Genomic DNA, 26979 nt, shown 5'->3' with positions numbered 1-26979 from the left:
TGGCAATTATCCACCCGTCACCCCTGCTTCTCCGGTATCTTAAACCCAAGATAAGTTCCAGCCGTAATTCCCTGCATGGTGAGTAACGTTGCCGAAAAATCGGGCATAGTCAGGGTTGCGTATGCGGTATACAGAAAAACAAAACCCAATACCGTTGTAAAAACTACCATCTGCAGGCGGTGAAAGCTCACGCCGTTCTCGTCGGTAAGTATATCGCTGATAAAATTCTCTTTACCTGTTTTCAGGCCATCTATGAGATTGTTGATATTTGATGTCAGCTGGCAATCCAGGAAATTATTGTACCCAATCTTTGCCTCTACCCCCGCAGCGGGCAGCGCTGCTTTCAACAGATCGGTCGCTTGCCGTAGGTCGGCCTGCTGTGCCTGTAAATCCTGTACCTGCTTTATCGTCTTATCCGCCTTGTTATTGTTAATGCCTACAGCACCCAGCCCGGTACCAGCGCCTATACCAATAAGCACCAGGGTGCCTGAGGTTATCAGCTCATAATTGTCAGTTATCAACCAGATAAAAATATAGGAAGCCAAAACGATGGAAAACCAAAAGGCCATCTGCACCTTCCCAAGACTGTAAGGTGCATTGCCGGCAGATAAGCCCGGAATGCCAAGCGGGGTAAGGTCCGCAGGGGTATCACGCAGCATGGGTGTCGCGGTTGCAAATCTTAACAGCACCCCAAAATAGATGAGGATTACGGCCAGGCATGTCCAAAACCAACCCCGGTCGATGCGTACAAACTGGAAAGAATCAATTTTGGTTGCCTGGGCGCTTTGCCCGGTAAGGCCTATGCTGATACTCAATGGCAACCTGAAAAACTGGCTGCCGATGGCAGGATAACCGAGCAACATGTTCCATGTTTTATTATTCACATCAGTGCGTTTAAGCAAAAATTTAAGCTCGGCGCCGTCTCCGTGCAAATACCAGCCAACAGGTACCGAGCCTTCTATTTCGATGCTATTGATAAACAGCCTCACTTGTTTTACACCATTTTGCGTGGCTAAAAGCCCATTTACATGCGCAATGCTTACAACAAGAATATCGCTTATTGCTGCGGATTTTTCTTTTTTGTTGCCATCGAGGTGAGCATCAATTACAGTATCAGGTTTTATTGCAGGCGTTTGTGCCATCAAATTTAAACTGAACAGCGCCAGGAGCGGGATTAGGATTGGTTTTTTCACGACAAGGTTTATTTGAAATAAATTTAGCTAAATTGTTTAAAAAAACAAGCGCTTAAATCACTAAACCCGGCAATGGCATTTAGCGCAGGCCTGCGACCCGCACTGGCAGGTGCCGCCCTTTCAGGGCTGGGTATTTCTCGATTACTACCTTGTTTGAGGTCACCATTTGAAAACGTCATCATTAAATTGAACAATAATCACAAAAGGCCCAAAGGGTCGCAACTCACCAGCACAGGTCGCAGGCCTGTGCCAATAATGCGGATAGGCCCATAAAAAAACCAGCCCGGGAAAATTCCCGGGCTGGTTTTTTATTTAATTAATTCCGAAAAAAATTGACAGGTAAAAAAGTCAATCTATTACCGATTTCTTATTTCGCTATCCATACTTTGGTACTGATCAGGTCGCTGCCGCCTGTTGCCGCCTGCCAGTTAGCAAAATTGTAGGTTTGCTCACTGCTGGGGTATTGGTACCGGTTATAGCTGCCATAGGTTGTAGTATATCCTGAAGCGTTATTAGGATCAGCAGGTGTTTGGCCGGTCCTTTTCATCAGCGTCCATGCTTCCCATGGCTGGCGGAACATGTCAATCCACTCCTGCGCATAAATTTGTTTTAACGCGTGGGCTGAGTTTGCTGCATCAAAAACCACTGTGGGGTTAGCCAGAAAAGCAGCCGCATTTGGCAAACCTGTAGGTTTGTTTTGTACCCATACAGTTGAGGTCATTGCCTGTGTAGTCCAAAAGTTAATGGAGGCTGTTGCACCGGCATTATATTCGGACTGGGCGGTTACCGGGTTTGCAGCAGTCCCTATTCCCCGCAGGTAAGCTTCTGCTTTCAAAAAATGCACTTCGGCGGCTGTCATAAACAATTCCGGAATGTTTACGTCCCTGGCCCAGTAGTAGTTAAAGTTTGCATATGTGTTAGTAGTTGGCGGGTTGCCATTTTTATTCGACCAATCATTATCCCTCAACGAGTTATAAGGCGATCCGAATTCAGCCGCAGTGGCTGCAGTCGGATTTTGAGGGAACGGGTTCCATTGCCCTGCATTGTTCGGCTCAAAAAATATGCTGCACCTTGGGTCAAATATACCGCTGCCATCGGTGGCATTGGTACTGCTCATTAATTGCCACATGGTGGTGCCCATACGCAGCCTGCATTCAGTGCCGAAAGAGTATTGCCTCGCCTGGAGGTCCATATTAGGCACGTTGGTACCTGGATATAAACCAACGTTGGTATTGTCTGCATCAAGCAAAGGTTTACTCAACGCTTCGGTAACCTGTGACGCGGCATCTGCCTGGTCTTTATCATACATAGTTAGTGCCACGCGCAGGCGTAGGGAATTTGCAAATTCAATCCATTGGGTTATATTGTTCAGCAGCAATACATCGGCATTTCCCATGTTGTACTGGGTTGCGTCTGTGGTGCTTAAATGATCAACAGCCCATTTAAGATCGGCCAGGCAGGAAAGATATACTGCTTGCTGGCTATCATATTTAGGCTTCAATACACCCTGGTTGCTTGCGCTGTAATTAACGCCCTTTGCTGCTTCCGAATAAGGAATAGCGCCAAACATGTTTGACAATTTAATTGCCTGGTATGCTCTCAGCACTTTTACCATGGCTGTTACATTAGTGTAGATAGCAGGGTCTTTACTGGCAGCGATAACGCCCATCATGGCGTTGTAATTCGACAGGTTGTTATAAAACGAAACCCAGTTTTCATTGCCGTCGGTACCGTATACATAATCGGCTTTGGTATACACAATACCTTGTTGGGTAATAGGATATACCCAGCTATTATAGCTAACCTGGGGATCGCCCAATTGCATATTCGATTCGAAGCCGGTAAATAGCTGCTGCACGTTGGCAGTTGGTGAGCCAAATGGCGGCGTATTGATGGTATCAAATTTTTTGGTACAGGAACTAACTGCAACAAGCATCATGATAAAACCCATCTTTTTCAATATATTTCTTTTACGATTCATATCAATTATTATTAAGTTGATAAGTAAATTCCTTTATTAAAAATTAGATTTTATAGAGAAGGCGAAAGACCTTACACCGGGCAATTGATTCCATTGAATACCCTGTACGTTACCCGTACCGGCTAAACTTTCAGGATTCATGTTGTCAGGCAGCTTTGTGAAGATGTAAAACAAATCACGGCCTATTAATGAAAGCGTTAAGCCCTGCAATATTTTGGTGTGTTTGATGATACTTTCAGGCACCCTGTAGGAAAGGTTCACCTCGCGCATTTTAGCCCAGCTGTTGGTAAATATGCCATTGCTTCTTACCATAGGTATGTTGCTCCACGACTGGTAATTGCCAGCATATTTCCACCACGAATTTACTACAGCAGTGTTGGGTTGGCCATTAGGAGTAACACCAGGCAGTATTACACCATTATTCCCTTTGGTTCCATCGGGATAAGTGATTGGCAAGCCGCCACCGTTACGCTCCACGAGGGTTTCGGGCGCCTGGCCCTGGCCCATAAAAGAGGAATAATCTGCCGACCATATCTGTCCGCCAATTTTAAAGTCGGCAAGCACATAAAGACTGAAATTTTTATATTGGAAAGTATTGGATAAGCCGCCGGTAAGTGTAGGCGTCGCATTGCCTATTTTTACATAGTTGGGCGTAGTGGCATATTGTGCACCAATTACAGGGCCGTTGCCGGTATTGGTACCATCACCATAAATCAAATTAACTACTTTCTGGCCATTTAAATATTTATAGTCGTAACCGTAAATGGTACCGTATTGATCACCCACGTGGGCGTTCATGTTAACGCCATTACCGCCGAACCAAGTGCCCAGCGGAATCTGGTCGACACCAGGAGAAAGTGAAACGACTTTATTGCTGTTGTGCGCACCGTTTAAACCAATATCCCAGCTAAAGTTTTTTGAAGCTATTGCTTTAGCGTTTATGGTAAACTCGATACCCCTGTTTTGCAGCGACCCTGTATTGATAGTGATATTTGGCGCGCCCGAAGAATTGGCAACGTTAATTGGCAATATCTGGTTATAGGAGTTGATATTGTAATAACTTACGTTTACGTCTACCCTGTTATCAAAAAACCCAAGCTCTGTTCCAATTTCAATTGAATGGGAAGTTTGCGGGTTAACGTGTGTCGGCAATACGGTTGGAAATGTAAGTGCCGATTGTCCACCAAATGTGGATTGGTTATAATTAAAGCTGGTTTGGTAAGGTACTGTTCCGTTTGCACTTGACGCATCTGCAACGCGTATCTTTCCGAAGCTTAACCAGTTTTTTACCGCATCCATTTTAAATGCATCGGTAAATACAAAGCTCAAACTTGCCGAAGGATATGAAAATGACCTGTTTGATGCAGGCAAGGTAGATGACCAGTCGTTTCTTTCGGTAACCTCTAAAAACAAGTATTTTTTATACGACAAGTTCACGAGGCCGTACACTGAATTGATTTCGCTCTCCAGCCTGTTTTCGTTTGGCTTATATATATTATTACCGGTATAGTTAAGCAGGTTATACAAAAACGGTACTGCAAACGGACCATTGTTGTAGGCCGATATATCATACAACTGATTGTGGTAATTACTCGCGCCCACACTGATGCTGCCATCAATATCTTTAAACAAATCTTTCTTATGCGCTGTAAGCAATGCATCCGTGTTTATCGTTTTCACAGTCGACAAATCGTTTGAATACTTACCCTTTAAACCTGTTACATCAGTTGGTGTATTTTTGGTTTCAAACTGGTTGGTATAATAATTAATACCTGTATGTGCGGTAGCATTTAACCAGGGAAGAATGTCGGCAATTAACCTCACCGAACCTATCAGTTGGTTTTGGGTAAACGTGGTGTTATTTTCAAGTGTGTTCCACCAGTAATTTTGCACACCCTGGCTCGGGTATGGGGCATTGTTAAGCACCAACTGGTTTTGCGATCCATCCGGGTTAAAGGTTAATCCTCTTTCCAGTGGCTTATAGTCGGCAGGCAATCCATAGGTGGTAATATATCCCACACCATTCGGCTCACCGTAAATATTGGGGGCATTTAACCGGCTCACATTTGTATAGCTTACCGTTGCCTCTACTTTTACCTTGTTACTTACGTTGATAGAAGACCCGATGTTAAATGCATTTTGAGCTGAATTGCTGTTATAAGTTATCGCATCATTATCAGTACGCGTATAAGAAACGCGTAGCGTACCTATATCACCACCACCCGAAAAAGACAAATTGTGTGTTCTTGTTTGGCCTGTTTTATAATAGCTTTTAAAAATATTGGAATTACCGGTATAAGGCCTTGTAACGCCATCCCACCAAACTAATGGCTGGCCCGACATTTTAGGGCCCCAGGAAGCGCCATCGCCCGGGAAGCCGATATAATTATAAAAAGCACCTCCACCGGGAATATTACCATAATCCTGACCGTATTGGTCGTTTTCATTAAATTGCCTGTTATTACCATTGGCATCTTTCAAAAACGGGGCATCGGCCGAATATAGGGCCTGCGTCATACCGCTGCCGTATTCGTCCTGTAATTTCACAAAGCGGTACGGGTCGTTCCAGCGGTCGGTAAAATTATATGATAAGCCCAGGCCTTTTTGTTTAGAGCCTTTTTTTGTAGTAATCAAAACCACACCATTAGCGCCTCTTGCACCATATAAAGCTGCTGCTGTTGGGCCTTTCAGTACGTTAATACTTTCTAAATCGTTTGCATTTACAGTATTCAAAAAAGAGCCATAATCCACAGGTTGATTTTGACTAACATCATTATTTTGTCCCAACAGGTTTTGTGTACTCAGGTTAACACCACCGGGCAAAATAGTTTCATTATCAATCATTACTCCATCTACCACAATTAATGGCTGGTTGTTACCCAGTAAATTGTTGTTACCACGGATAACGATGCGGCTTGAGCTACCTTCCACGCCATTTGGCATAGAAATATTTAAACCTGAAACCTTTCCGATAAGGCCTTCGGAAATATTTGGCGGATCAGCCTTGATGATGTCTGCACCGGAAACTTTTTGATCAGAATATCCAAGTGACCTTGCTTCGCGCTTTATGCCGAGTGCTGTTACCACCACTTCATTCAATCCGTCCCCCGGTGCAAGTGAAATAGTTATTGGTTGGTTACCTGTTACTTTTACCTCCTTGGTTTTATAGCCAATGTAGCTTATAACCAAAACACCATTATCCTGCACATCGATGTTAAATGCACCATTTACATCGGTAATAGTACCGGCATTTGTTCCTTTTACTTTTACTGAGGCCCCGGGTAAGGGATTGCCTTTCTCGTCTAAAACCGTCCCGGTGATTTTTGCCGGCGCAACCTGCTCCGTAACAGCGATGAGACTATTGACCTGCTTCGCCTTAATCACAATTGTGTTTTGAACAATTGCATAGGTTAACGGTAAGTTTTTAAGGCACAAGGTTAAGGCCTGGTCTAGTGTAGCATTTTTTACGTCCAGTGAAATTTTGGGCGACTTTTTGATCAGTTCGGTGTTATACCAAAAAGTATAGCCACTTTGTTTCTCAATTTGACTGAGGACTTTCTCGAGCTTCGTGTTTTTCTCGGCTATCGTTATGTTCTGGCCGAAAGTACTTGCACTTAGATGAAGACACGCTGCAATAATTAGGGTAATAGTTAGTTTCATAACCAACATGAGCTTTTTAAGCCGTGGGTAGTTACACCGCAACGGATAAATAGTAGAAATTTCCATACATTTGTTTGGTTTTGGGTTAGATAATGAGTAGCAAAATATCATTTAATTTTCCCAGCCGGACTGCCGGAAGTGCTCGAACACTTTCGGCTTTTTTGCTGGCAAAAGCTATCGGACCTGGCCGCTGGCTTTATGTTTTACCAGTTATGATTTTACGGTAATCTTCCTCCCTTCTATAGTAAAATTAATTCCGCTCAATTCAAGAATTTTTAGCACCTGCGACACATTTGAATTGCGCGATATTTTTCCGTGATAGGTGTTTGCAGGTATAGTTCCTTTAAATTCAACATCAATATTATACCACCGGGCAATCTGCCGCATAATAGTTTGTATATCGGCCTCATTAAACTGAAACACGCCATTCTTCCAGGCCACTATTTCGTCGGTATCCAAATCTTTGTCTATCACAAACAACCCGTTCTTGGCTAGGGACGATTGCTGGCCAGGGCTGATCATTACATTCCCGGTGGCCGAAGAAACTTTGACACTGCCCTCGAGCAGGGTAGTTTTAACAGCCTTTTCGTCGCTATACGCATTTACATTAAAATGTGTGCCTAATACCTGCACGGTCTGCGTGGCTGTTTTTACATTAAAGGGCTGATTCTTATTTTTAGCTACTTCAAAATAGGCTTCACCGGTCAGCTCGACACTTCTGTCTTTACCGGTAAATGAAGTGGGGTATCTTAAGGATGAGGCTGCGTTTAGCCAAACTTTTGTTCCATCGGCAAGTACCAGTTGGTATTGCCCACCATAAGGGGTAGTGATGGTATTATAAGCGGCCTGGCTGTTACTCCCAGCCGTTGCTTTGTACGAAAGTGTACTGTCCTGTTTAACTATCTGTATACCGGCCTGTGTTGCAAGGGCGCCATTCTTACTATTATTTAACACCAGTTTTGATCCGTCTGCAAGTGTTAAGATTGCTTTATTGCCACCGGGGGCTATGTCGTTCTTGTATATCTTATTATTTACGATCGGCTGCGGGCGCCCGGGATAATGATTATATAATAAATACAACCCGACAGACGCAAAAACCAGTATTGCCGCGGCACGTGTTAAAGTCCGTTTATAAAATGTGATTGATGGGCTGGCGTTCGCCGCAATACGATAAGCGATGCCTTCTTTTAAAGACTCTTCCAGCCTTGCTATTTCCGGTTCGGTTAGTTGGCTGGTTGCTTCTTCTTCATTGGCAAAGAGCTCATAATATTGCTCAAGCAATTCAATTTCAGTAGCAGAAGCCGTTCCGTTCAGAAACTTCTTTTTTAATTTCAGGAATTCTTTTGTCAATTGTGAAGACATGGTTTATCAACTCTATACAATACAGTGTATAAATACCGGAAAATATCCCAAGCCAAAAAAAATATTACTAAACTGTTAAGTTAAGTTTAATATAAAGTCGTTTTAAACAAACAAGGGGCCGCATAAGTAGCCCCTTGTATTAATCAATCAACTAAACCTGCAATATATCTCACGTATTACAGTGCAAAACTTAAATTTTAGTGTCATATGCATTGATAGCATACAATATTGAAAACACTAACTATATATAACAGTATATAAAACCAGTACAATATCCCATGTCCGGAAAACTTTTTTTAATAAGTAAGGAGTGATGTTTACCTGGCAAGCAGAAACAATAACACCAAAAGTAATTTACTTAAGGTTGACCGCAGGCTGTGCAGGGAGGTAGTATACTGATTTTGAACAGTTTTTTGAGAGATATTTAATACCTCACCAATTTCTTTTGTCGACTTGTCCTCGATAAATTTTAACCGGAAAACTTCCCGTCTCTTTTCAGGCTGCATACTCATCCATTCGTTTATACAATCTTTCAATTCCCGAACTTCATAAACAGAGTCGGCAAAAAGGGACGGATGGTTCAAATATTCTAACGGACACTCAAAAAATGGCTGATTATTATTCTTTTTATACAGCATAAATACCTGGTAGCGGGTTGCACTAACCAGGTAGGCAGCTAAGTTTTCAATATTCCTGCCAGCTCTTTTTATCCAAAGGTCGGCAAAAACATCTTGTACAACATCTTCGGCTAATTCAGCATCCTTTAAACGCTTATACGATTCGTTGTAAATTTTCTTCCAAAAACGCTTATAAATCTCGTTAAACGCCCCTTCGTCGCCTTCGTGAAGAAGGTCGGCCAACTGAGTATCGGTGAGAGTTTTATAACACATTAGGTCCGGAAATTGGATTGCTAAAGCTATGCAAAAATTTGCTTGTCAACCACAAAAAAAATTCACGCATAAAATTATTTTTTTTATGCTATTTACACTTACCCTTTTTTGCCACTCCCGCAAACATGTCACCCGGGCCTTCCGCGAGCCCATTTATCTTTTTAAATAACGTCGAAGTGCTGCACTGATATTTTACATATCTAGCTTTAAATGTGTTAATTCCCACAAAAATTTCCTGGAGCCTGTATTTATTTCGTAGCAATTAATATTTTTTATCGTCCAGCTAAAACAATTTTCCAAAAACACATAAAATACACTAAGCTATGATTTGCCGGGCGACCGTCGATGGAAAAGGACTAGTCGGATGCAGAGCGCTGGTCTAAATTGAGCAGTGTCTTGTTTAATGCGATATAGATGAGAGAAAAAGTATTTTGCAATCATCAACTATATTTGAAGTAACTTGAGAAGTGTGCCGGCATGCTCAATTTATCAAACCTGTGTTCTGAAACCAACAGGGCTAAGGCCATATTGCGATTTAAATGCCCGGCAAAAAGCGCTGGTATCTTCGAAGCCGCACATCCATGTGACCGAATGAATAGGATTGTTGGTATGTTTCAGCAACCGGGCCGCATGCTCAAGTTTGAGGCGGATAAGATATTGATAGGGGGTAACGTGAAAAACCGCCTTAAACTGCCTTACCAGTTGAGGGACTGATAAACAAGCCGACGCACTTATAAAATCAAGGCCCGGGTTTTCCATAAACGATGAATGCAGGATATCTTTGGCGATACATAGCCGTTTGTACAACTCCGTTTTTGTGCTCAATTTAATTGCCTGCACATGGTTTGAACGACTCCTATCTTTGTTGTGTACGCGCAACAGATAACGTAATAAAAAAACAAGATATTCGGCCATCATTGCAGCATCGTATCCAAAGTTTTCAAGGGATGTAATAAGGCCCGACAAGTGTTGCTGCAATTCCAGGTCGAAATTATTAAGCGTTTGAAAAAACTCAGGCGCTGTGGAGTTGGCAAGCGCATAGTTATCCAGCATCCCACCTTCACTGGTAAGCGTATCCTGAAGCACGGATGCAGCAAATTCATTTTTAAAAAAGACTGAAAAACTTCTCACTTTTTCCTTGCCGGCTATATTACAGGAGTAAGTTTGGTCATCGTTTAAAACAAGAAATTGCCCCGGCCTGATAGCAAGCCGGTTATTGTTTACGCCATACCATTCTTCGCCCGTTAATACGGTTTTAAACGACAGGCAACCCACGTGTCTGTCGCAATAGCCATAACTACTAAGCGCATTGAAAATTATATTATGCTTTTTGAATTTGCTGAAATGCAATCGTTCATCAAAACCTGGCTTGGAGTGATCAGGAAGTGCTGTAAAATACATACTGCGTTCTAAAGCTTTTTTAATTAGTATCCGTTGCGTAACACAAATTAAAGATGCAGATTATTTTATCACACTACAAATTGCTTCAATGTAATAGGGTTTATTTTCAACTAACGGGACGTTAGAATCAACAGGTGCAATAAAACTGAACCGATAAATTGACCAACTGCAGTTTTATGTGTTTGTTGTTCACAGAAAATACATAACGCCTTGAAAATTATATTTCAAGGCGTTAATTTTCACCCGATAACAACGGCCCTTTTAGTCCTCGTTATCCTGAATAGCTAATTTTCTTACTATGATTTAATAAAAGCCAAAAGGTCCTTATTTATAGTTGCAGCTTCTGTTGTTGGCATTCCATGAGGAAAGCCCGGGTACGAAATAAGTTTTCCGTTCTTCAAAAGCTTCGCAGCTTTTACGCCTGTAAGCGAGAATGGAACGATCTGGTCATCCTCGCCGTGCATAACCAATACAGGGATATCTACGCTTTTAAGGTCTTCGGTAAAATCAGTTTCAGAAAAAGCCTTAATACAGTCATAATGTGCTTTAATGGCACCCATCATGCCCTGGCGCCACCAATTATCTCTAATTCCCTGCGATACTTTCGCACCTTCACGGTTAAATCCATAAAACGGGATGGTGAAATCCTGGAAATATTGCGGGCGGTGTGATGCTGTGCCTTCGCGTATTTCGTCGAATATCGACATTGGGATACCATCGGGGTTGCTTTCAGTTTTAGCCATGATTGGAGTAACTGCACTAATCAGTACAGCTTTGGCTACGCGGCCCTTTCCATGTTTTGCAACATAGCGGATAACTTCACCACCGCCGGTAGAGTGGCCAATGTGAATAGCATCTTTTAAATCAAGCGCCTGGGTAAGCTCGGCCACATCAGCCGCATAGGTATCCATGTCGTGTCCCTCGGCGGTTTGGCTCGATCTGCCATGTCCGCGGCGATCATGGGCAATAACCCTGAAACCCTGCGCAAGGAAAAACATCATTTGCGCATCCCAGTCATCGCCGGATAGCGGCCAGCCATGATGAAAAAATAGCGGTTGCCCGGTTCCCCAATCCTTATAATAAATTTCGGTTCCGTCTTTTACTTTGATTGTGCTCATTGGTAGATTTGTTTATGTTAATTAAAAAATAAAGAGTCGTTTCGGCTTGTAAATAATGGATTATATAAATCCTTGTTAATCAATACAAATGGTGTTGGACGTTGCCACATGCTGATAGCGCGTGGCCAGGGGTGAGTACCAAAGCCGTTTAAAACCTAAAAATAATAAATAAACCCGGTCTGTAAATCTGCCTTTTAAAATTTAACAATATCGTAACAAAACAAATATCCCGCTGATAGTCGCTAAGTGGCTTTAACGTATCAGGTAATTAAATGGACAGGTCAACTTACACTATCTGCCATATACAAAATAGGTGGCCCGTTGCCAGGCCACCTATTATAATTTTATAAACCGCTGCTTAAATTAAGCAAGGTCAAAGCGGTCAAGGTTCATCACTTTAACCCATGCAACAACAAAATCGTTCACAAACTGCTCCTGCGAATCGTCGCACGCATAAACCTCGGCCAGGGCGCGAAGCTCGGAGTTTGAACCGAAGATCAGGTCGGCACGGGTGCCTATCCATTTCAGTTCATTTGTCTTACGGTCGTGTCCTTCAAAAAAGTCCTGCGCGTCAGATATTGCGCTCCACTTCGTGTTAAAATCTATCAGATTCGCAAAAAAGTCGTTGGTAAGCGCGCCGGGGCGTTTAGTGAATACACCATGTTGAGATTGGTTGAAATTTGTACCCAGCACGCGCATACCGCCAACCAGCACCGTCATTTCGGGCGCTGTTAGGGTTAAAAGCTGCGCTTTATCAACCAGCATAGCCTCTGATGCTGCAATATGATGGCTCTTCAAATAATTGCGGAACCCATCTGCACCCGGTTCCATTACACCGAACGACTCAACATCCGTTTGCTCCTGCGATGCATCTGTACGTCCAGGTGTAAATGGCACGCTCACGGCATGCCCGGCATCCTTAGCCGCCTGTTCAACTCCAGCGGATCCGCCCAAAACAATCAAATCAGCCAGCGATACGCGCTTACCACCTTGCTGTGCGCTGTTAAATTCATTTTGAATACCTTCAAGTGCTCCTAACACTTTGGCCAGTTGGCCCGGGTTGTTTACTTCCCAGTCCTTCTGCGGGGCAAGGCGGATGCGTGCACCATTTGCGCCACCGCGTTTATCAGAACCACGGAAAGTGGATGCCGATGCCCAGGCGGTTGATACCAATTGTGATACCGAAAGGCCTGAAGCCAATATTTTACTTTTCAGCGCGGTCACATCGTTTTCGTCAATCAATTCATGATTAACTGCCGGTATTGGGTCTTGCCAAATCAATTCTTCGGCAGGCACTTCCGGGCCAAGATAACGGGCGCGTGGCCCCATATCACGGTGCGTTAGCTTAAACCATGCACGCGCAAAGGCATCTGCAAATTGATCCGGGTTCTCCAGAAAACGCCTGGATATTTGTTCGTAAGCGGGGTCTACCCTTAACGCAATATCTGTAGTAAGCATAAACGGCGCATGGCGTTTTGCCGGGTCGTGAGCATCTGGAACGGTACCTGATCCTGCATTATCCTTCGGTTTCCATTGATTTGCACCGGCAGGGCTCTTCGTTAGTTCCCATTCAAAACCAAATAAATTTTCAAAATAGTTATTGCTCCACTTTGTAGGTGTGGTAGTCCATGCGCCTTCCAGGCCGCTGGTAATGGTATCGCCTGCATTACCGCTGCCGTAGCTATTTTTCCAGCCGAGGCCTTGCTCAACTATACCTGCACCTGCGGGTTCTTTGTCTACATATTTACCTGGATCGGCAGCGCCGTGGGTTTTTCCAAAACTGTGTCCGCCTGCAATCAGTGCCACGGTTTCTTCGTCGTCCATCGCCATGCGGCCAAACGTTTCGCGGATGTCACGGGCTGATGCCATTGGATCCGGGTTTCCGTTAGGGCCTTCAGGATTTACATAAATCAAGCCCATTTGCACAGCGGCAAGCGGGTTTTCCAACTCCCGGTTATTGGTATAACGCTTATCGCCCAGCCACTCCGTTTCAGCACCCCAGTACACATCTTCCGACGGCTCCCAAACGTCGGCGCGTCCGCCGCCAAAACCAAAGGTCTCAAAACCCATCGACTCCAGGGCGCAATTACCCGCAAGTACCATCAAATCGGCCCACGAAAGTTTCTTACCATATTTCTTTTTTATCGGCCAAAGCAGCAGGCGTGCCTTATCGAGGTTCGCATTGTCGGGCCAGCTGTTAAGCGGTGCAAAACGCTGGGTGCCAAAACCCGCGCCGCCACGACCGTCAGAAACGCGGTACGTACCTGCACTGTGCCAGGCCATACGGATGAAGAACGGCCCGTAATGGCCGTAATCTGCCGGCCACCAATCCTGCGAGGTTGTCATCAACTCAAAAATATCTTTCTTCACGGCACCCAGGTCAAGGCTTTTGAATTCCTCAGCATAGTTGAATCCCTCGCCCATCGGGTTGGTAAGCGATGAGTGCTGGCGCAGTATATTCAATTTTAACTGGTTAGGCCACCAGTCGCGGTTCCTGGTGCCACTACCCGCACTTTGTTTTAGGGCTCCATTTAAAAACGGGCACTTGCCGCCGCTTTCGCTGTTCATGTCGTGCAATATGCCCTTATCAGATGCATTATTTCCCATAGTTTTTTGTAATTGATTTATGCGTCTAATTTATCAGATTATCTGTTAACTTGATAGCCCCCCGGCGTTTATAAATTAATAATTTACATCATTATGGCTTAACTAAGAACAAATCGCCCTGCCCGATATTAGAGCAATTACAAAGGCAGCTTGATTATACTTTTCGGTTTTCGAATAATTATTCATCATTTTGCAGCTTATATTTTTAATAATATTTATCATGACACACGAAGCCGTAGTTGCCGCCCTGAAAATAATTGCCGAAAAAGGCATGGCCATCAATTTAAGTAAAGATGATTTGAAAGATTTACAAACATACAAGCTGATTGATGTTGTAAAAGGTGCAGAGAACGACAGGTCGCCGGCTTGTGCATTAACCAAAAAAGGCAAGGTGATGCTTAAAGCGAATTCAAAACCTCAATAGTTTTTACACCTATAGACCGACAGAGACGTTAAAGCCACGAAAATACACTACGGTGAAATTTCATCATTTTGTTTAGATTAGATTTTTTAAACCAGTTAACTAAATGAGGAAGCTATTTTCGGTTGTGTTTGCAGCAGCCCTGTTTTGCGCCGGCCAATCCACAGCACAAGACAAATGGATAATTAAGGCTGATAAAATTGACCCCGCCAATTATTACGGAATTACGGTTGCCAATGGCATGATTGGCATTGTATCGTCGCCCGAGCCTTTCAAAGTTAAAAACGTGGTTCTTGCCGGTGCTTATGATTTGTATGGCCGGGGCAGGGTAAGCAATTTCCTCAACAGTTTTAACCTGCTGAATATGTACCTGGAGATTAACGGGAAGCGCATCGGCGCAAACAACATCAGTAATTTTAAGCAACAGCTGGATATGGAGCATGCCGCGTTTACTACCAGCTTTGATTACGGCGATGAAGCATCCATAAAATACACCTATTACTCGTTGCGCCAGTTGCCATTTACCGTTTTGATGGACGTATCCATCATCGCCAAAAAACAAATAACCGTTACCGGGGCAAGCGTAATGGAAGCACCGGATGCACTGAAAGAAGTGCAGAATTATTATAACGAGATTGACCGGCCGCACGTAACTATTAGCCTGCTTACCTCAACTGCTAAAAGCCCGACCGGTAAATTACAACTCTGCGCCTCAAATACCTTCCTGTTTAACGAGGCTCATGGCCAGGAGCCACGCGTTATACACGAAATGTGGGACAATAATATGCACCTGATGAAATTCAGCAAAAGCATAGCCGCGGGGCAAACTTATAAATATGCATTGGCTGGATCGTCTATTACATCGGCCCATAACGCCGACCCGCTGAACGAAGCCGAACGCCTTACCATGTTTGCAAAGCTGGAAGGAGTTGATCGCCTGATTCAATACCACAACAATGCATGGAACGAGCTTTGGAAAAGCGATATAAAAATTGAAGGCGACGACCAGGCGCAACAGGATGTGCACAGCATGCTTTACCATTTGTATTCCTTTTCGCGGGCGGGAACCAGCTACTCGCCATCACCAATGGGATTATCGGGTTTAGGTTATAATGGCCACGTATTTTGGGATGCCGATTTGTGGATGTTTCCGGCCCTGCTGGTTTTGCACCCGGAGATAGCGCACTCAATAGTTGAATACCGTTTTGAGCGATTAGCAGAGGCCAAACGGAATGCATTTGCTCATGGCTATAAAGGCGCGATGTTCCCCTGGGAAAGTGCCGATAGCGGCGTAGAAGAAACACCCGTTTGGGCATTAAGCGGCCCTTTTGAACACCATATAACCGCCGACGTTGCCCTTGCTGCCTGGAACTATTATTGTGTAACGCAGGACAAGGATTGGCTGCGGGAAAAAGGCTGGCCAATCCTGTCGGCTACGGCTGATTTTTGGGCAAGTCGCGTTGAACGTAACGGACCCGGCCATTATGATATAAAGGATGTTGTTGCTGCTGATGAATGGGCCGAGAATGTAGACAACAATGCTTTCACCAACGCCGCCGCCAGCGCCAACCTGCGCGCTGCCACAGCCGCCGCAAAAATATTAGGCCTGAAAGCCGATGCAGACTGGGAAGATGTGGCTCAAAACATCCCGGTGCTAAAATTCCCTGACGGAGTTACCCGCGAATTTGCCGCCTATAACGGCGAAGGCATCAAACAGGCTGATGTTAACTTGCTGGCTTATCCCTTAAAAACCATCACTGACCCCGCACAAATAAAAAAGGATCTGGAGTATTATGAAACCCGGATACCCAATGAGGGCACCCCGGCTATGACGCAGGCGGTATTTGCGCTGCTGTATTCACGCCTTGGTGATGGCACTAAAGCCTACCACTTTTTCAAGGACGCTTACGAGCCTAACCTGAACCCGCCATTCAGGGTAATTGCTGAGACCAAGGGCGGCACAAACCCCTATTTTGCAACGGGTGCGGGCGGAATTGTGCAATCGTTACTGATGGGATTTGGTGGGTTGGATATAACTCCAAATGGTATCGTGCAAATCAAAAGCAAGTTGCCTGCTAACTGGAAATCTGTTACTATAACCGGCGTTGGACCGGGGAAGAAAACCTATAGCGTAAAATAAAACGCTTTTTATTACTCCTATTTACTGAATATGAAGATTAACTCTGTATTGTTATTCGTAATTGCAGCTGCACTGTCGGCCGGTTGCGGCCCTAAACAAAATAACGCTCTTGTTACTGCAGTTGATACTTCGCAAAACTGGGCGCTTATCCCGTTTAAAAAAGTTGACAGCCTGAATCCCGTGTTAAACCCCGGCACAGGTCGCTTTACCGACCCAATATTAAAAAAGACAGTTTTATGGGAAGAAAAAGATGTGTTTAACCCAGCCATAGTAAACCGTAACGGCAAAATTTATATGCTCTATCGCGCACAGGATAAGGCCGGCACATCACGTATCGGTATGGCCGTAAGTACCGATGCGCTGCACTTTACGCGTATGCCCGCGCCTGTATTTTACCCGGATAACGATGCCTTTAAATACCTGGAATGGCAGGGCGGCTGCGAAGACCCGCGCATTGTGGCCGACGATAAAGGTACTTATTACATGACCTATACCGCCTACGATGGGAAAGTGGCCCGCCTGCTTATTGCTACCTCGCCCGATTTAACACATTGGAAAAAATATGGCAGTGTATTTGCTAAAGCCTACGATGGTAAATATGCTAAATTGTGGAGCAAATCGGGTTCTATTATATCGACCTATAAAAACGGGCAACCAATTGCAACAAAAATAAACGGCAAGTACTGGATGTACTGGGGCGACACCCAAATATGGACCGCCACATCCGACGATTTAATTAACTGGACCCCGGTTGAAATGAAGGCAGGAGAACAACCACCGGTAAAATTAAGGGCGACAGCACTTGATATGCCGTTGCTAAAAATCGCCCTGCCTACCCGCGAAGGCAAGTTTGACAGCGATTTGGTGGAATCAGGTCCGCCGGCTATGATTACTGATAAAGGAATCTTATTGATTTATAACAGCCGCAACGTACCCGCATTTGGTGATAAAACATTGAGCGAGGGCACCTACTCCGCATCGCAGGTATTGTTTGATAAAAACGATCCAACCAAAATATTAAAACGATTGGATAGCTATTTTATGAAACCCGAAAAACCCTACGAAATTACAGGCCAGGTAAACCAGGTGTGTTTTGTTGAAGGGCTTACACAGTTTAAAAACAAATGGTATTTATATTATGGCACCGCCGATTCGAAAATCGCAGTTGCGGTTGACACGGTCAAGAAATTTTAATGCGTCAATTTGCCCCACCATCCTGGTTTTAGCCGTTACTGGGCAAAAAAGTGTTAGCGATACCTGGTCGAAAACATCCGGACTACCTGGCGAATTTCGACATTGAAGATGATGATCGCATTTTACGCGTTGAATGCACAATAACCCAAATAAACAGCGTTGAAATTGAATCGTTGCTTAAGGGTATTGGTGTGTACTGCAAGACATTTATGAATTAAGCTCCGTGGCTATTTAGCAAGCGCCTGGTAAATTTCGGCAGATAGCAAACCGCTGCCACCACCATAGTGCTGCACAATAATAGCACCAGGGCTTAATGCATTAAAAGTGGCCCGAAGCCTGTTTTCGCTGTCCGGTTCGATACCACCGCAAAGCAGCACTATTTTAAATGCTTGGGTGCTAAAAAGCAGCACGGCTTCATCATCAGTAGTTGCGCCAGCGCCTTCCCATTCGGGATTATTGTTTATCAGCCTTACAACGGTTTGCAAAATTTCGGGGTGCCTGCCTATGGCTAAAATTTTTGTCTTCATATTTTTAAAGGAGTCCGAAAGTCGGAATGTCAACTGCGGAATGTTTTACTTCGGTCTTTCCGGACTTTCCCGACTTTCGGACTCCTATCTTTTAAATTAAAACTCCATTGGTACTTCCATCAGCAAAAACTCAGCATCAGTATCGGCGGTGATGGTAAATTTGTCGGTGTCCCAAATGCCGTAGCCATCGCGGGTGTTTAACAGTTGGTCGTTAACCTTTACATCGCCGCTTAAAACAAATACATAAACGCCGTTACTTTTGCCTTTTACGGTATAATCTGTGCTTACGCCTTTATCAAACTTACCTAAGTGGAACCAGGCATTCTGGTGTATCCAAACACCTTCGTCGTCAGGATTTGGCGAAAGTATTTGCTGCAACTTGTTGTGCCTGTCGTCGAGGTTCAAAGTAATCTGATCGTACCGGGGTTCAACATTCTTTTTGTTGGGATATACCCATATCTGCAAAAATTTTACGCGTTGTTCCCTGTCTTTGTTATACTCGCTGTGATAGATGCCAGTACCGGCGCTCATGGCTTGTATGTCGCCGTTTTTTATCACGGCTACGTTGTTCATGCTGTCTTTATGCTCAAGATCGCCTTCAAGCGGTATGGAGATAATCTCCATGTTATCATGGGGGTGCTTTCCGAACCCCATGCCTGCATCAACGGTGTCGTCGTTTAATACACGCAACGCGCCAAAGTTCATCCGCTCCGGGTTGTAATAGCTTGAAAAACTAAATGAATGATAACTATCAAGCCAGCCGTGGCTTGCATGCCCGCGGGTTTCGGCTTTGTGTAATACTGTATGTGCCATTTTGGTTGTTTCCTCTTTTTGATTTTGTATAACAAAGGTACGGTGGCAATTTATCCGGAAAGATGATGTAGGTTAAGAAATGAGTGGACGCGAATGGCACGAATTTTTTCGAATTTCACGAATTAAAAAACAAATGAAGCCGTGTTTGATATTGGTTACTATAGTAGATTAGTGAAAATTTGCCTTAATTCGTGACATTCGTGTTTAATTATTTCTTTTTAATCAAACTACTCCTCATCCTGCTGAAAAACTCCGGCGTTACGCCGATGTATGATGCAATTTGCTTTTGCGGTAAATAGTCGATCAAAGTAGGATATCGTTTACAAAAAATGCCATAACGCTCTTCCGCGGTCAGGCTCATGTTATCCACTATTCGCTGTTGGTTGGCTACAAGTGAGTTTTCGGTGAGAATGCGAAAAAACCGTTCGAACTTTGGCACTTCGTGGTACAGCTTTTCCTGGTTGGTTTTTGAAAGAATAATGCCTTCCGTATCTTCCAGGGCCTCTATATTTAATATACCAGGTTTTTGCGATATCAGGCTGTACATATCGGCAATCCACCAGCCAAGCGGCGCAAAGCTTAGTACATGTTCAATGCCGTTTTTGTCTACAGTAAACCCACGAAGGCAACCGTTGGTTACAAAAACGGAATTCCGGCATATTTCGCCCTCGTTAAGGGTAAATTGTTTCCGCTTGATCTGGATGGGTTTAAGGTGCGACATAAAAATATCCCGCTCCGCTTCATCCAGGTGAATGTATTTCGAGATGTTGTTAATCAGCAGATCAAATGGCATATAAATTTAAGTTTGTCCCGGTTAAACCGGTTGCAGATCAAAGCGCCTGGATTCTGTATTTAAAGCGCTTAATATTACCCGGCTGTAATTTAACCATATGGTAACATTTAATTTAATAACCGCCCGGTAAATTTGTATTGAAAAATTTTAGCAATAACACTCAAAAATGCGTTCAGCAATTTTAAGCGTAAAATTACTAAAAACAGCTGCACTTGTTTTACTTTTTCTTAGCCCCTTAATAGTTCTATCGCAATCAGACCCGCTGCCAAACGCATTTGCACATAACGACTATAACCACAACCGGCCATTATTTGACGCCCTTGAAAATGGTTACACCAACATAGAAGCTGATGTGTTTTTAGAGGATGATGAATTAATTATCGCCCATATTAATCCATTTTTCCGACCGAGCAAAACACTTGAGTCGTTGTATTTAAAACCTTTGGCCCGATATATAAAAAATAATGGAGGAGAGGTTTACAAAGGATATACCGAACCCGTTATTTTAATGATAGATATTAAAACCGGTGCAGACAATACCTACGCAGCTATTGAAAAAGTGCTTGCGCGTTATAGTAGCATACTCTCATCGTTCGACCATGGCGTGGTTACAAAAAAACAAGTTACCGTTGTGCTGTCAGGGCATAAGCCATACCAAATGTTAAAGGCTCAACAAACCCGGTTTGCGTTTATTGATGAAGACCTGGTAAAATCAAAACAAGATACCTTGTCGACAAATGTTTATGAACTATCCAGCTGCAAATACTCAAAAATTTTGCGCTGGACCGGCCATGGCAAATTCCCCAATGAAGAACGTGCCCGGCTTTGCGCTTATGTAGCGATGGCCCATAGATTCCGCAGAAAAGTAAGGCTTTGGGCCTCACCGGAAAACCGGGAAGTTTGGAGAGAATTATTAAATTGTAAGGTTGATTTGATATGTACCGATAAACTGTCCGAACTTAAAGAGTTTTTGCTGTCGCGCTTGCCACAACGGGAAAACCCGGCGATGATGATAACTAACAATACCAAATAACAACCTAGGTTTTCAGCGTTTTTTGCTCGTTTTGTAGCATGATCAATGCCTTTGCAGCGCGTACCTTACGGGTGTCTTCCTGTTTGGCCGAGCCCACCCAATCGCAATAACCCTGTTTATATCCCTTTGACAATCCATCGAAAAACGCCCTGGCTTTTGCATCAGTACTCAATAATGCTTCAAGTTCCGCCGGGGTTCCTTCTATGTGTTCACCTTTTTTAAGCATGTATTTTAGATTTAAGACGTGAGATTTGAGATAAAACTAATAAATATACTGAAAAACTTTGCTATCTCATCTCACGTCTCAAATCAAATTAAAAATGCTTTCCAATAAGTTTGCCCCCAGTTACCCCAGTCTTTCATAGCGCTGTTTAGCGTTTTTAGCAAACCTTTGTTATCAGTGGGCTTACCTTTTTTTGGAGGGGTGAGTGCTTTGGCATCCACCACGCTTTCGGTTACCTTGGTGGCAAACCAGGATATATTTTCATGCGGTAAAGCTACGCCCAATATCATACCAGGCAGGCCGCTAAATGATTCGGGGCCACCGGATGTTGGTATTCTTTCGGTATAAAAAGCCACCACATACACCGAATCCAAAATAATGGCATTGGCGCGGCGGCAGGTATAACCGGCTATGTCGCGTGTTTCGTCTGTTATTTTCCAGTTGATTTTCCGGGTGCTGTCTTTCACTAAAAAGGTCTCTTCAAAAACTGATTTCTGGTTAATAAAGGTACCTGCGTTATAGTCGGTAAATATTGTATTGTTCTGATTTACCATAGCATTGTTACTGAAAAACATCCTGCTTTCTTCGGCTTCCACGGGTACAAATTGCGCTTTGTTATCGGAAAAACTCAGCGTGCTTTTCAGTTTTTTAAATTGAGGCTGGTTTTTACGGTACGAGTCATAGGCCTGCTCCAGCCAGCTGTCGTCTTTATATTGGTCTACCTGTTTTTTTAAAAGGGCAAACATGTTTACCGATTTTTCATATTCAATTACGCCCGAGTTGGTAAAATGAGCATTTTGCGCAAATGCCGAAGTTAAGCCAAGCAGCAAAGCGCCTATTAGTGTTATAATTTTGGTCTTTGTCATCTTTTTATTTTTTTGTGCTCAAGGCATTCATGCTATTAAAATTCCAGGTTACTGTAAACATAAAGTATCTTTTTATGGTAGTGTAGCTATTCTGCTGCAAATAGTTTCCATTTACCGAACGGCTAAAGCCTACGTTCTGGTTTAACAGGTCATTGCCTGTTAATGCCAGTTTCAGATCGTCGTTCTTAAAAAACGTTTTAACTATACTGGCATTAAGCAGGGTCTTTTTCAGATCGTTATTAAAGGTCTGTGTTTTCGCCGTAAAGTCATAGTTTACGTCGGAGCCTATCTGAAATTTTCCCGGCAGGTAAAAGTTAACATTACCATCGGCGTTAAAACCCCTGCCATTATTATTTATATTGGTAAGCAATGATGATTTACTGAATGTATAGCTTGGCCCGGCCGAAATGGAAACATCATATTTCTTTTCTTTATATTTCGAGAGCCGCAGCCTTCCGGAGTAAGTATTGTAGGTGGTTTGGTTCAGCGCACCGTTCGACAGGCTGTATGAAGTGCTGCCATTTGCACTCACGTTAAGCCCCGCATTTATATCGAGTTTTTCAATTTTCTTATCGTAATAAGTGTTGACATTAAAGTTAAATGGGGTTTTATTGCTTAAATTAACATAGTGAGTTACAGATTTGTCAGTAGCAAAGTCCGTAGTGACATCGCTTATGATCGGGTTGCTGGTAAACGAGTAATTTCCGAAAATATTAAACGACTCTCCCTTGATAACCTTATAAGAGAAATACGACAGGCTGAACCTGTTTCTGAATGAGGGGGTCAAATCCGGATTACCTACTACAAAATTGTTTGGGTTGTTGTTATCGGCTACGGGCTGTATTTGGTTAAGGCTTGGCTGAGCGGACGTACCGTTGTAATTTAAATTGACCGACTCCTGCTTTCCGATCTTATATTGGAAGTAAGCTTGTGGCGCCCAGTTTATAAAGGTGCGTTTAAACGGCACATCGGTAACCTGGTTTAGCTGGTCGAAGTTTACGCTCGATACCCTTGTTCCAAAGTTAAAGGTGGTTTTTTTTGACTTTAAATTAAAAATAGCCCCCACCTGGTTTGATATTTCGTTTAGCCTGTAGTCACTGCTATAGGCAGCTACCGGCACATCGTAGTTGCCCGGCGTCGACTGATCGAACGACTCCTGGTTTGAAGTTCCGTGGCTTGTTTTAAAAGCATAATTTGCTATAACCGAAAAGCTTTTTGTTATAGGCTCGGTGTACGTCGCATTGGTTGTAAGCACCGAGCTTTGGGTTGTGCTGGTTTTTTTCTGGTCGGTAAGCGCGGTGCTGTCAACAGCTCCGGCCGCGTCATAAAAGTCCTGGTTATATTTTAAAAAGCCATGCGAATTGGCCTGGTTTATGTTCTCGGCAACGCTTAAAGAAAATGTACGGCCTTTTTTCTTAAACTTTTTGGTGTAAAACGCGCTTACGTCAAATACCTTTCCGTCGGTGTTGTTGATTACATCCCGGGTGTTTGAGTTTACCTTGGCTCCGCTCTCGTACTGGCTCAAATAATCGTAATTGCTGCGACTCTGGCCATGCTTTAAAGTGGCATCGAACATTATTTTAAGTGTCTGCGTTGTATCTAACTTTATATTAATCATACCATCAACTTTCTGGCGGAAGATATAGTTATGGTACGTCTTATCTGATGCACTGTTTAGCGAACCCTGGGGCGTGTTGTTTTGACTAAGCGTATTTTCCGTGCCATCAACAGTAAGCGATCCGATTTTATAGTTAAAATTTAGCGTTGTGTTATCCTTATTAAGCTTAGTATCGTAGTGTACACCGCCTGTACGCGCCAATGGTATGCCCTGGCCGTAATACTGGCCGCCAAACGAGTCGAGGCCATCATCACCTCCCCCGCTCATAAAAAACATCATGCCGCCATCGTCGCCAAACTCTACATTTGCACCCATGGTGCCTAACTTTTGGCTGTCGTCCCAGCCGAGCCCAACTTTGCCGTTATTCCCGACAATACCATAGGCCGAAAACTTTGATTTGGCTTTAAAGCGGTTAAACAGCCCCGTTCCCTGGTAATAACCGTCAGAACCTACACCACCTTCCAATTTACCGAAATAACCGTTCTTTTTGTCTGCCTTCAATTGTATATTAATGGTCTTTGTCTTTTCGCCATCGTCAATCCCTGTGAAAGTAGCCTGGTCGCTTTTCTTGTCATAAAGCTGAACTTTGTCAACCATATCGGCTCGCAGGTTTTTGGTTACCAGCGTGGGATCATCGCCAAAAAACTCCTCGCCATCAACCAATACTTTTGGCACGGTTTGCCCCTGGGCGGTAATTTTTCCATCTTTATCCACCTGTATACCAGGCAGCTGTTTTAATAAATCTTCAACAGTGGCGTTGGGTTGTATTTTAAATGCCCGTGGGTCAAATTCGGTGGTATCGCCTTTTATTTTTATGGCTGCGCGGGTTCCTTTAATTATGACATCGGCCAATAGCTTTGCTTTTAACAGCATGCTTAGCCTTCCAAAATCGTGGGTGCTTTTAGCAGAATCTAATGCAAAGCGCTCTACGTAGTCAGCATAGTCAGGGTAAGTAACCAGCAATATAAATTTGCCTTTCCTAAGGTTACCAATTGAAAATGCACCAGCAGTGTTTACTCTTGTAAATTTTACCAGTGTCGAGTCTTTTTCGTTTAATACACTTACAGTTGTGTTAGCCAGTTTAGCGTTTGACGTGGTGTCGGCAACGGAACCCTTAATTGAATAAGAGTTCTGGGCAAATGCCGAAAATGTTAGCAATAAACAGAAAGCTAAGAGCGTAATTGTGAACTTCATATGTCAGGTTTATCGAAAACTAAAGTATAACTAAATTCTTAGTAATCGAAAACATTAACAAAAATTAACACTTCTTATTGCATGCGCAATGCAATAAAATTGCAGTTGACTTATTTACAGGCAGTTAATTTATTTAACAAGCAGTTTTGTAAAGGCCACGCTGTCGCCGTTAAAGGCATCAAAGTCGGTGATATGGTTAATCCCGTTTACTTTTGCCTTATCGCTGTGTTGCCAAAAAGCCCATTTTGTCGCTTTTGCTACATCTAATTTAGGTTGATAGTAGTGGGCTATCCATAAGGTGTAATCGTCAAAATACCCCTCCAGATTATCCTGGTAAAATTTCACGCCGGAGTATACTATCGGCTTTATTTTGGTTTTTGCCTCCACCTGTTTTAAAAACGCCTTCAGCTCTTCGCGCATTTTCGCCGGGGCAACTCCGTTCAGTTCCTCAACATCTACCGCCATTGGTAAATCGCCTTTTTCGGTTTTTACATTTTGCAGGAAAAACACCGCCTGCCACTTCCCGCTTGCCTTTGGCCTGAAATAGTGATAGGCACCGCAGATAATACCAGCCTTTGGCGCTTCACGCCAGTTGCGCTGGAAATAAGGGTCGACCAGCACTACACCCTCGGTAGCTTTTATAAAGGCAAAAGTGATGTGTACCTCATCTTCGCGCATGGCCTTTACCCGGTGCCAGTCAATTTTACCCTGGTAGGATGAAACGTCGATGCCATGAATGGTATACTTATCGGGTATACGAATGTTGAAACTTTTGTAGGTGCGGTAATGCGGATCGTGGCCGATATCGCGTATCCACCGCCAGGTTGAGGTGAAGGTTTTGATAACGTAACCGTAATAAAAAGGCGAAAGTAATATCAATAAAAAGCCTGCAAGTGCAACTTTCCATTTTGTGGTAAAAGCGCTGCTTTTTTTCTTTTTAGGCTGATACTTTCTTTTCGGCGCGGGGCTTTTAGCCGCAGGAGTTTTTTTTCCAGAGGTGCCCTTTTTGTTTCCGGTTGTCACAATGGCAAAAATACGCGAACCTTTTTGTTATTTGTGGGTTAATAGTAAAATTAGAATCAAGAGACAGAAACAAGAGTCAAGAGCCAAGAATCAAGATAATAAACTGACTCTGTTACGAAAAGTCATTAGTTCCATGCACGTTTTTGCTCATCTGCCTAGATCGACTTGTTAAAGACCCTGCGTAACCCGCCAAAAACAATTCTAACTACCGCCTATCGCGAGTTTGCATTGGAAGGGTTTGATTTAGGCGTGATAGATTACCTGTTAAAGCCAATAACTTTCGATCGTTTTTTTAAAGCTATTGAGCGCTATCTTAATACCAGCAATCACGCCGCACCCGAGCTACTGTCATCGTTAGAGGCGCAGTTTGTCTACCTAAAATCAGGGCACAAATACTTTAAGGTCGACACCCGCGCCATTCTGTATGCAGAAAGTTTAAAGGATTATGTAAATGTGCACACGAGGGAAAAGATGATCACCTCCAAATATAAAATCAGCGATTTGCAGCAAGAACTCGAAGGTAACGGCTTCTTGGGGATTCACCGGTCGTAATAGTTAACATGCTGCGCATTACCGCCTTTGCCACTTTCGACGTTGAGATAAGCAAAATAGAACTGCCTGTTGGCAACAGTTATAAAGCCTACGTATTTAAAGCGCTGCACAAAGGCTGAAAGCTAACTAACACTAATATCCCGAGAGCCTAAACTCTGCCGGAACCCCCGCTACCAGGGTAAAAGGGACAACGTTTTTTATTAACCGGTATTAACTATTTCGTTACCAGGTATGCAATGCAAGTGCCCATAACTAATTTGTTGATAATTAGACATTTATTTTTTTAAATATTCCACATTTTGGAATCCTCTCATTTCCGGCTACTGCGTGGTTGATGTAGCATCACATGATTATATGACCTGCATCACTT

General features: G+C 43.5%; 20 protein-coding genes. 5 read left to right on the top strand and 15 right to left on the bottom strand.

The annotated features are described in order from the left end of the window. Nucleotides 1-17: 17 nt before the first annotated feature. From NAF19_RS16690 to katG, 8 genes are all read right to left on the bottom strand, one after another. Nucleotides 18-1193 (bottom strand): hypothetical protein, encoded by a 1176-nt coding sequence (locus tag NAF19_RS16690; protein WP_252791265.1) that lies wholly within the window; start codon nucleotides 1191-1193, stop codon nucleotides 18-20. A gap of 367 nt (nucleotides 1194-1560) precedes the next feature. Continuing rightward, entirely contained in the window at nucleotides 1561-3174 is a 1614-nt protein-coding gene (locus tag NAF19_RS16685; protein ID WP_252791264.1) for a SusD/RagB family nutrient-binding outer membrane lipoprotein, read from the bottom strand. 36 nt (nucleotides 3175-3210) lie between these two features. Next, on the bottom strand, nucleotides 3211-6834 hold the full coding sequence (locus NAF19_RS16680) for a SusC/RagA family TonB-linked outer membrane protein (protein WP_252791262.1): 3624 nt from the start codon (nucleotides 6832-6834) through the stop codon (nucleotides 3211-3213). Between the two features lie 210 nt (nucleotides 6835-7044). Then, nucleotides 7045-8196: a FecR family protein gene (locus tag NAF19_RS16675; protein ID WP_252791260.1), complete on the bottom strand. Its 1152-nt coding sequence runs from the start codon at nucleotides 8194-8196 to the stop codon at nucleotides 7045-7047. A 317-nt stretch (nucleotides 8197-8513) separates the two neighbouring features. After that, entirely contained in the window at nucleotides 8514-9086 is a 573-nt protein-coding gene (locus tag NAF19_RS16670; protein WP_252791258.1) for an RNA polymerase sigma factor, read from the bottom strand. 489 nt (nucleotides 9087-9575) lie between these two features. Next, a complete protein-coding gene (locus NAF19_RS16665) occupies nucleotides 9576-10487 on the bottom strand; it encodes a helix-turn-helix transcriptional regulator (RefSeq protein ID WP_252791256.1) in 912 nt (303 codons plus the stop codon). Between the two features lie 296 nt (nucleotides 10488-10783). Continuing rightward, the gene (locus tag NAF19_RS16660) at nucleotides 10784-11605 is read right to left on the bottom strand and encodes an alpha/beta fold hydrolase (protein WP_252791254.1); all 822 of its coding nucleotides are present in this window, start codon (nucleotides 11603-11605) and stop codon (nucleotides 10784-10786) included. A gap of 363 nt (nucleotides 11606-11968) precedes the next feature. Further along, entirely contained in the window at nucleotides 11969-14212 is a 2244-nt protein-coding gene (gene katG / locus NAF19_RS16655; protein ID WP_252791251.1) for a catalase/peroxidase HPI, read from the bottom strand. Between the two features lie 220 nt (nucleotides 14213-14432). On the opposite strand from katG, the gene NAF19_RS16650 reads away from it, so the two are divergent. The 3 genes from NAF19_RS16650 to NAF19_RS16640 all read left to right on the top strand — a co-directional run bounded on the left by NAF19_RS16650 (nucleotide 14433) and on the right by NAF19_RS16640 (nucleotide 17967). Beyond that, a complete protein-coding gene (locus NAF19_RS16650) occupies nucleotides 14433-14636 on the top strand; it encodes a hypothetical protein (RefSeq protein ID WP_252791249.1) in 204 nt (67 codons plus the stop codon). A 103-nt stretch (nucleotides 14637-14739) separates the two neighbouring features. Then, nucleotides 14740-16773 (top strand): kojibiose hydrolase, encoded by a 2034-nt coding sequence (locus NAF19_RS16645; protein WP_252791248.1) that lies wholly within the window; start codon nucleotides 14740-14742, stop codon nucleotides 16771-16773. Nucleotides 16774-16803: 30 nt separating this feature from the next. After that, a complete protein-coding gene (locus tag NAF19_RS16640) occupies nucleotides 16804-17967 on the top strand; it encodes a glycoside hydrolase family 130 protein (RefSeq protein ID WP_252791245.1) in 1164 nt (387 codons plus the stop codon). 227 nt (nucleotides 17968-18194) lie between these two features. On the opposite strand, the gene NAF19_RS16635 is transcribed toward NAF19_RS16640, so the two are convergent. The 3 genes from NAF19_RS16635 to NAF19_RS16625 all read right to left on the bottom strand — a co-directional run bounded on the left by NAF19_RS16635 (nucleotide 18195) and on the right by NAF19_RS16625 (nucleotide 20100). Beyond that, complete coding sequence (locus NAF19_RS16635) at nucleotides 18195-18494, bottom strand: hypothetical protein (RefSeq protein WP_252791243.1); 300 nt, start codon at nucleotides 18492-18494, stop codon at nucleotides 18195-18197. A gap of 96 nt (nucleotides 18495-18590) precedes the next feature. After that, the gene (locus NAF19_RS16630) at nucleotides 18591-19307 is read right to left on the bottom strand and encodes a pirin family protein (RefSeq protein ID WP_252791242.1); all 717 of its coding nucleotides are present in this window, start codon (nucleotides 19305-19307) and stop codon (nucleotides 18591-18593) included. 208 nt (nucleotides 19308-19515) lie between these two features. After that, a complete protein-coding gene (locus NAF19_RS16625; protein WP_252791240.1) occupies nucleotides 19516-20100 on the bottom strand; it encodes a Crp/Fnr family transcriptional regulator in 585 nt (194 codons plus the stop codon). 166 nt (nucleotides 20101-20266) lie between these two features. Here NAF19_RS16625 and NAF19_RS16620 point away from each other — a divergent pair, with 166 nt between their 5' ends. Next, the gene (locus NAF19_RS16620) at nucleotides 20267-21133 is read left to right on the top strand and encodes a phosphatidylinositol-specific phospholipase C/glycerophosphodiester phosphodiesterase family protein (RefSeq protein ID WP_252791239.1); all 867 of its coding nucleotides are present in this window, start codon (nucleotides 20267-20269) and stop codon (nucleotides 21131-21133) included. Nucleotides 21134-21137: 4 nt separating this feature from the next. Here the strand turns inward: NAF19_RS16620 and NAF19_RS16615 are convergent, their stop codons facing one another. The 4 genes from NAF19_RS16615 to NAF19_RS16600 all read right to left on the bottom strand — a co-directional run bounded on the left by NAF19_RS16615 (nucleotide 21138) and on the right by NAF19_RS16600 (nucleotide 26057). Continuing rightward, the gene (locus tag NAF19_RS16615) at nucleotides 21138-21359 is read right to left on the bottom strand and encodes a YdeI/OmpD-associated family protein (RefSeq protein ID WP_252791238.1); all 222 of its coding nucleotides are present in this window, start codon (nucleotides 21357-21359) and stop codon (nucleotides 21138-21140) included. Between the two features lie 83 nt (nucleotides 21360-21442). Next, a complete protein-coding gene (locus NAF19_RS16610) occupies nucleotides 21443-22222 on the bottom strand; it encodes a GLPGLI family protein (RefSeq protein ID WP_252791237.1) in 780 nt (259 codons plus the stop codon). A 4-nt stretch (nucleotides 22223-22226) separates the two neighbouring features. Next, a complete protein-coding gene (locus NAF19_RS16605; RefSeq protein ID WP_252791235.1) occupies nucleotides 22227-25034 on the bottom strand; it encodes an outer membrane beta-barrel family protein in 2808 nt (935 codons plus the stop codon). 129 nt (nucleotides 25035-25163) lie between these two features. Continuing rightward, a complete protein-coding gene (locus tag NAF19_RS16600; protein ID WP_252791234.1) occupies nucleotides 25164-26057 on the bottom strand; it encodes a glycoside hydrolase family 25 protein in 894 nt (297 codons plus the stop codon). Nucleotides 26058-26222: 165 nt separating this feature from the next. On the opposite strand from NAF19_RS16600, the gene NAF19_RS16595 reads away from it, so the two are divergent. Further along, a complete protein-coding gene (locus tag NAF19_RS16595; protein ID WP_252791232.1) occupies nucleotides 26223-26609 on the top strand; it encodes a LytR/AlgR family response regulator transcription factor in 387 nt (128 codons plus the stop codon). Nucleotides 26610-26979 lie beyond the last annotated feature (370 nt).

This window comes from Mucilaginibacter flavidus, assembly GCF_024055575.1.
Taxonomy (GTDB): Bacteria; Bacteroidota; Bacteroidia; order Sphingobacteriales; family Sphingobacteriaceae; genus Mucilaginibacter; species Mucilaginibacter flavidus.
The sequence above is the reverse complement of the archived record's forward strand: the minus strand, read 5'-3'. Positions and strand labels throughout refer to the sequence as shown.

What these genes read in the sequence shown, in the direction of transcription:
- NAF19_RS16685 (WP_252791264.1), bottom strand. Translation starts at nt 3,174, where the DNA reads ATGAATCGTAAAAGAAATATATTGAAAAAGATGGGTTTTATCATGATG.
- NAF19_RS16680 (WP_252791262.1), bottom strand. Translation starts at nt 6,834, where the DNA reads ATGAAACTAACTATTACCCTAATTATTGCAGCGTGTCTTCATCTAAGT.
- NAF19_RS16675 (WP_252791260.1), bottom strand. Translation starts at nt 8,196, where the DNA reads ATGTCTTCACAATTGACAAAAGAATTCCTGAAATTAAAAAAGAAGTTT.
- NAF19_RS16670 (WP_252791258.1), bottom strand. Translation starts at nt 9,086, where the DNA reads ATGTGTTATAAAACTCTCACCGATACTCAGTTGGCCGACCTTCTTCAC.
- NAF19_RS16665 (WP_252791256.1), bottom strand. Translation starts at nt 10,487, where the DNA reads ATGTATTTTACAGCACTTCCTGATCACTCCAAGCCAGGTTTTGATGAA.
- NAF19_RS16660 (WP_252791254.1), bottom strand. Translation starts at nt 11,605, where the DNA reads ATGAGCACAATCAAAGTAAAAGACGGAACCGAAATTTATTATAAGGAT.
- katG (WP_252791251.1), bottom strand. Translation starts at nt 14,212, where the DNA reads ATGGGAAATAATGCATCTGATAAGGGCATATTGCACGACATGAACAGC.
- NAF19_RS16650 (WP_252791249.1), top strand. Translation starts at nt 14,433, where the DNA reads ATGACACACGAAGCCGTAGTTGCCGCCCTGAAAATAATTGCCGAAAAA.
- NAF19_RS16645 (WP_252791248.1), top strand. Translation starts at nt 14,740, where the DNA reads ATGAGGAAGCTATTTTCGGTTGTGTTTGCAGCAGCCCTGTTTTGCGCC.
- NAF19_RS16640 (WP_252791245.1), top strand. Translation starts at nt 16,804, where the DNA reads ATGAAGATTAACTCTGTATTGTTATTCGTAATTGCAGCTGCACTGTCG.
- NAF19_RS16635 (WP_252791243.1), bottom strand. Translation starts at nt 18,494, where the DNA reads ATGAAGACAAAAATTTTAGCCATAGGCAGGCACCCCGAAATTTTGCAA.
- NAF19_RS16630 (WP_252791242.1), bottom strand. Translation starts at nt 19,307, where the DNA reads ATGGCACATACAGTATTACACAAAGCCGAAACCCGCGGGCATGCAAGC.
- NAF19_RS16625 (WP_252791240.1), bottom strand. Translation starts at nt 20,100, where the DNA reads ATGCCATTTGATCTGCTGATTAACAACATCTCGAAATACATTCACCTG.
- NAF19_RS16620 (WP_252791239.1), top strand. Translation starts at nt 20,267, where the DNA reads ATGCGTTCAGCAATTTTAAGCGTAAAATTACTAAAAACAGCTGCACTT.
- NAF19_RS16615 (WP_252791238.1), bottom strand. Translation starts at nt 21,359, where the DNA reads ATGCTTAAAAAAGGTGAACACATAGAAGGAACCCCGGCGGAACTTGAA.
- NAF19_RS16610 (WP_252791237.1), bottom strand. Translation starts at nt 22,222, where the DNA reads ATGACAAAGACCAAAATTATAACACTAATAGGCGCTTTGCTGCTTGGC.
- NAF19_RS16605 (WP_252791235.1), bottom strand. Translation starts at nt 25,034, where the DNA reads ATGAAGTTCACAATTACGCTCTTAGCTTTCTGTTTATTGCTAACATTT.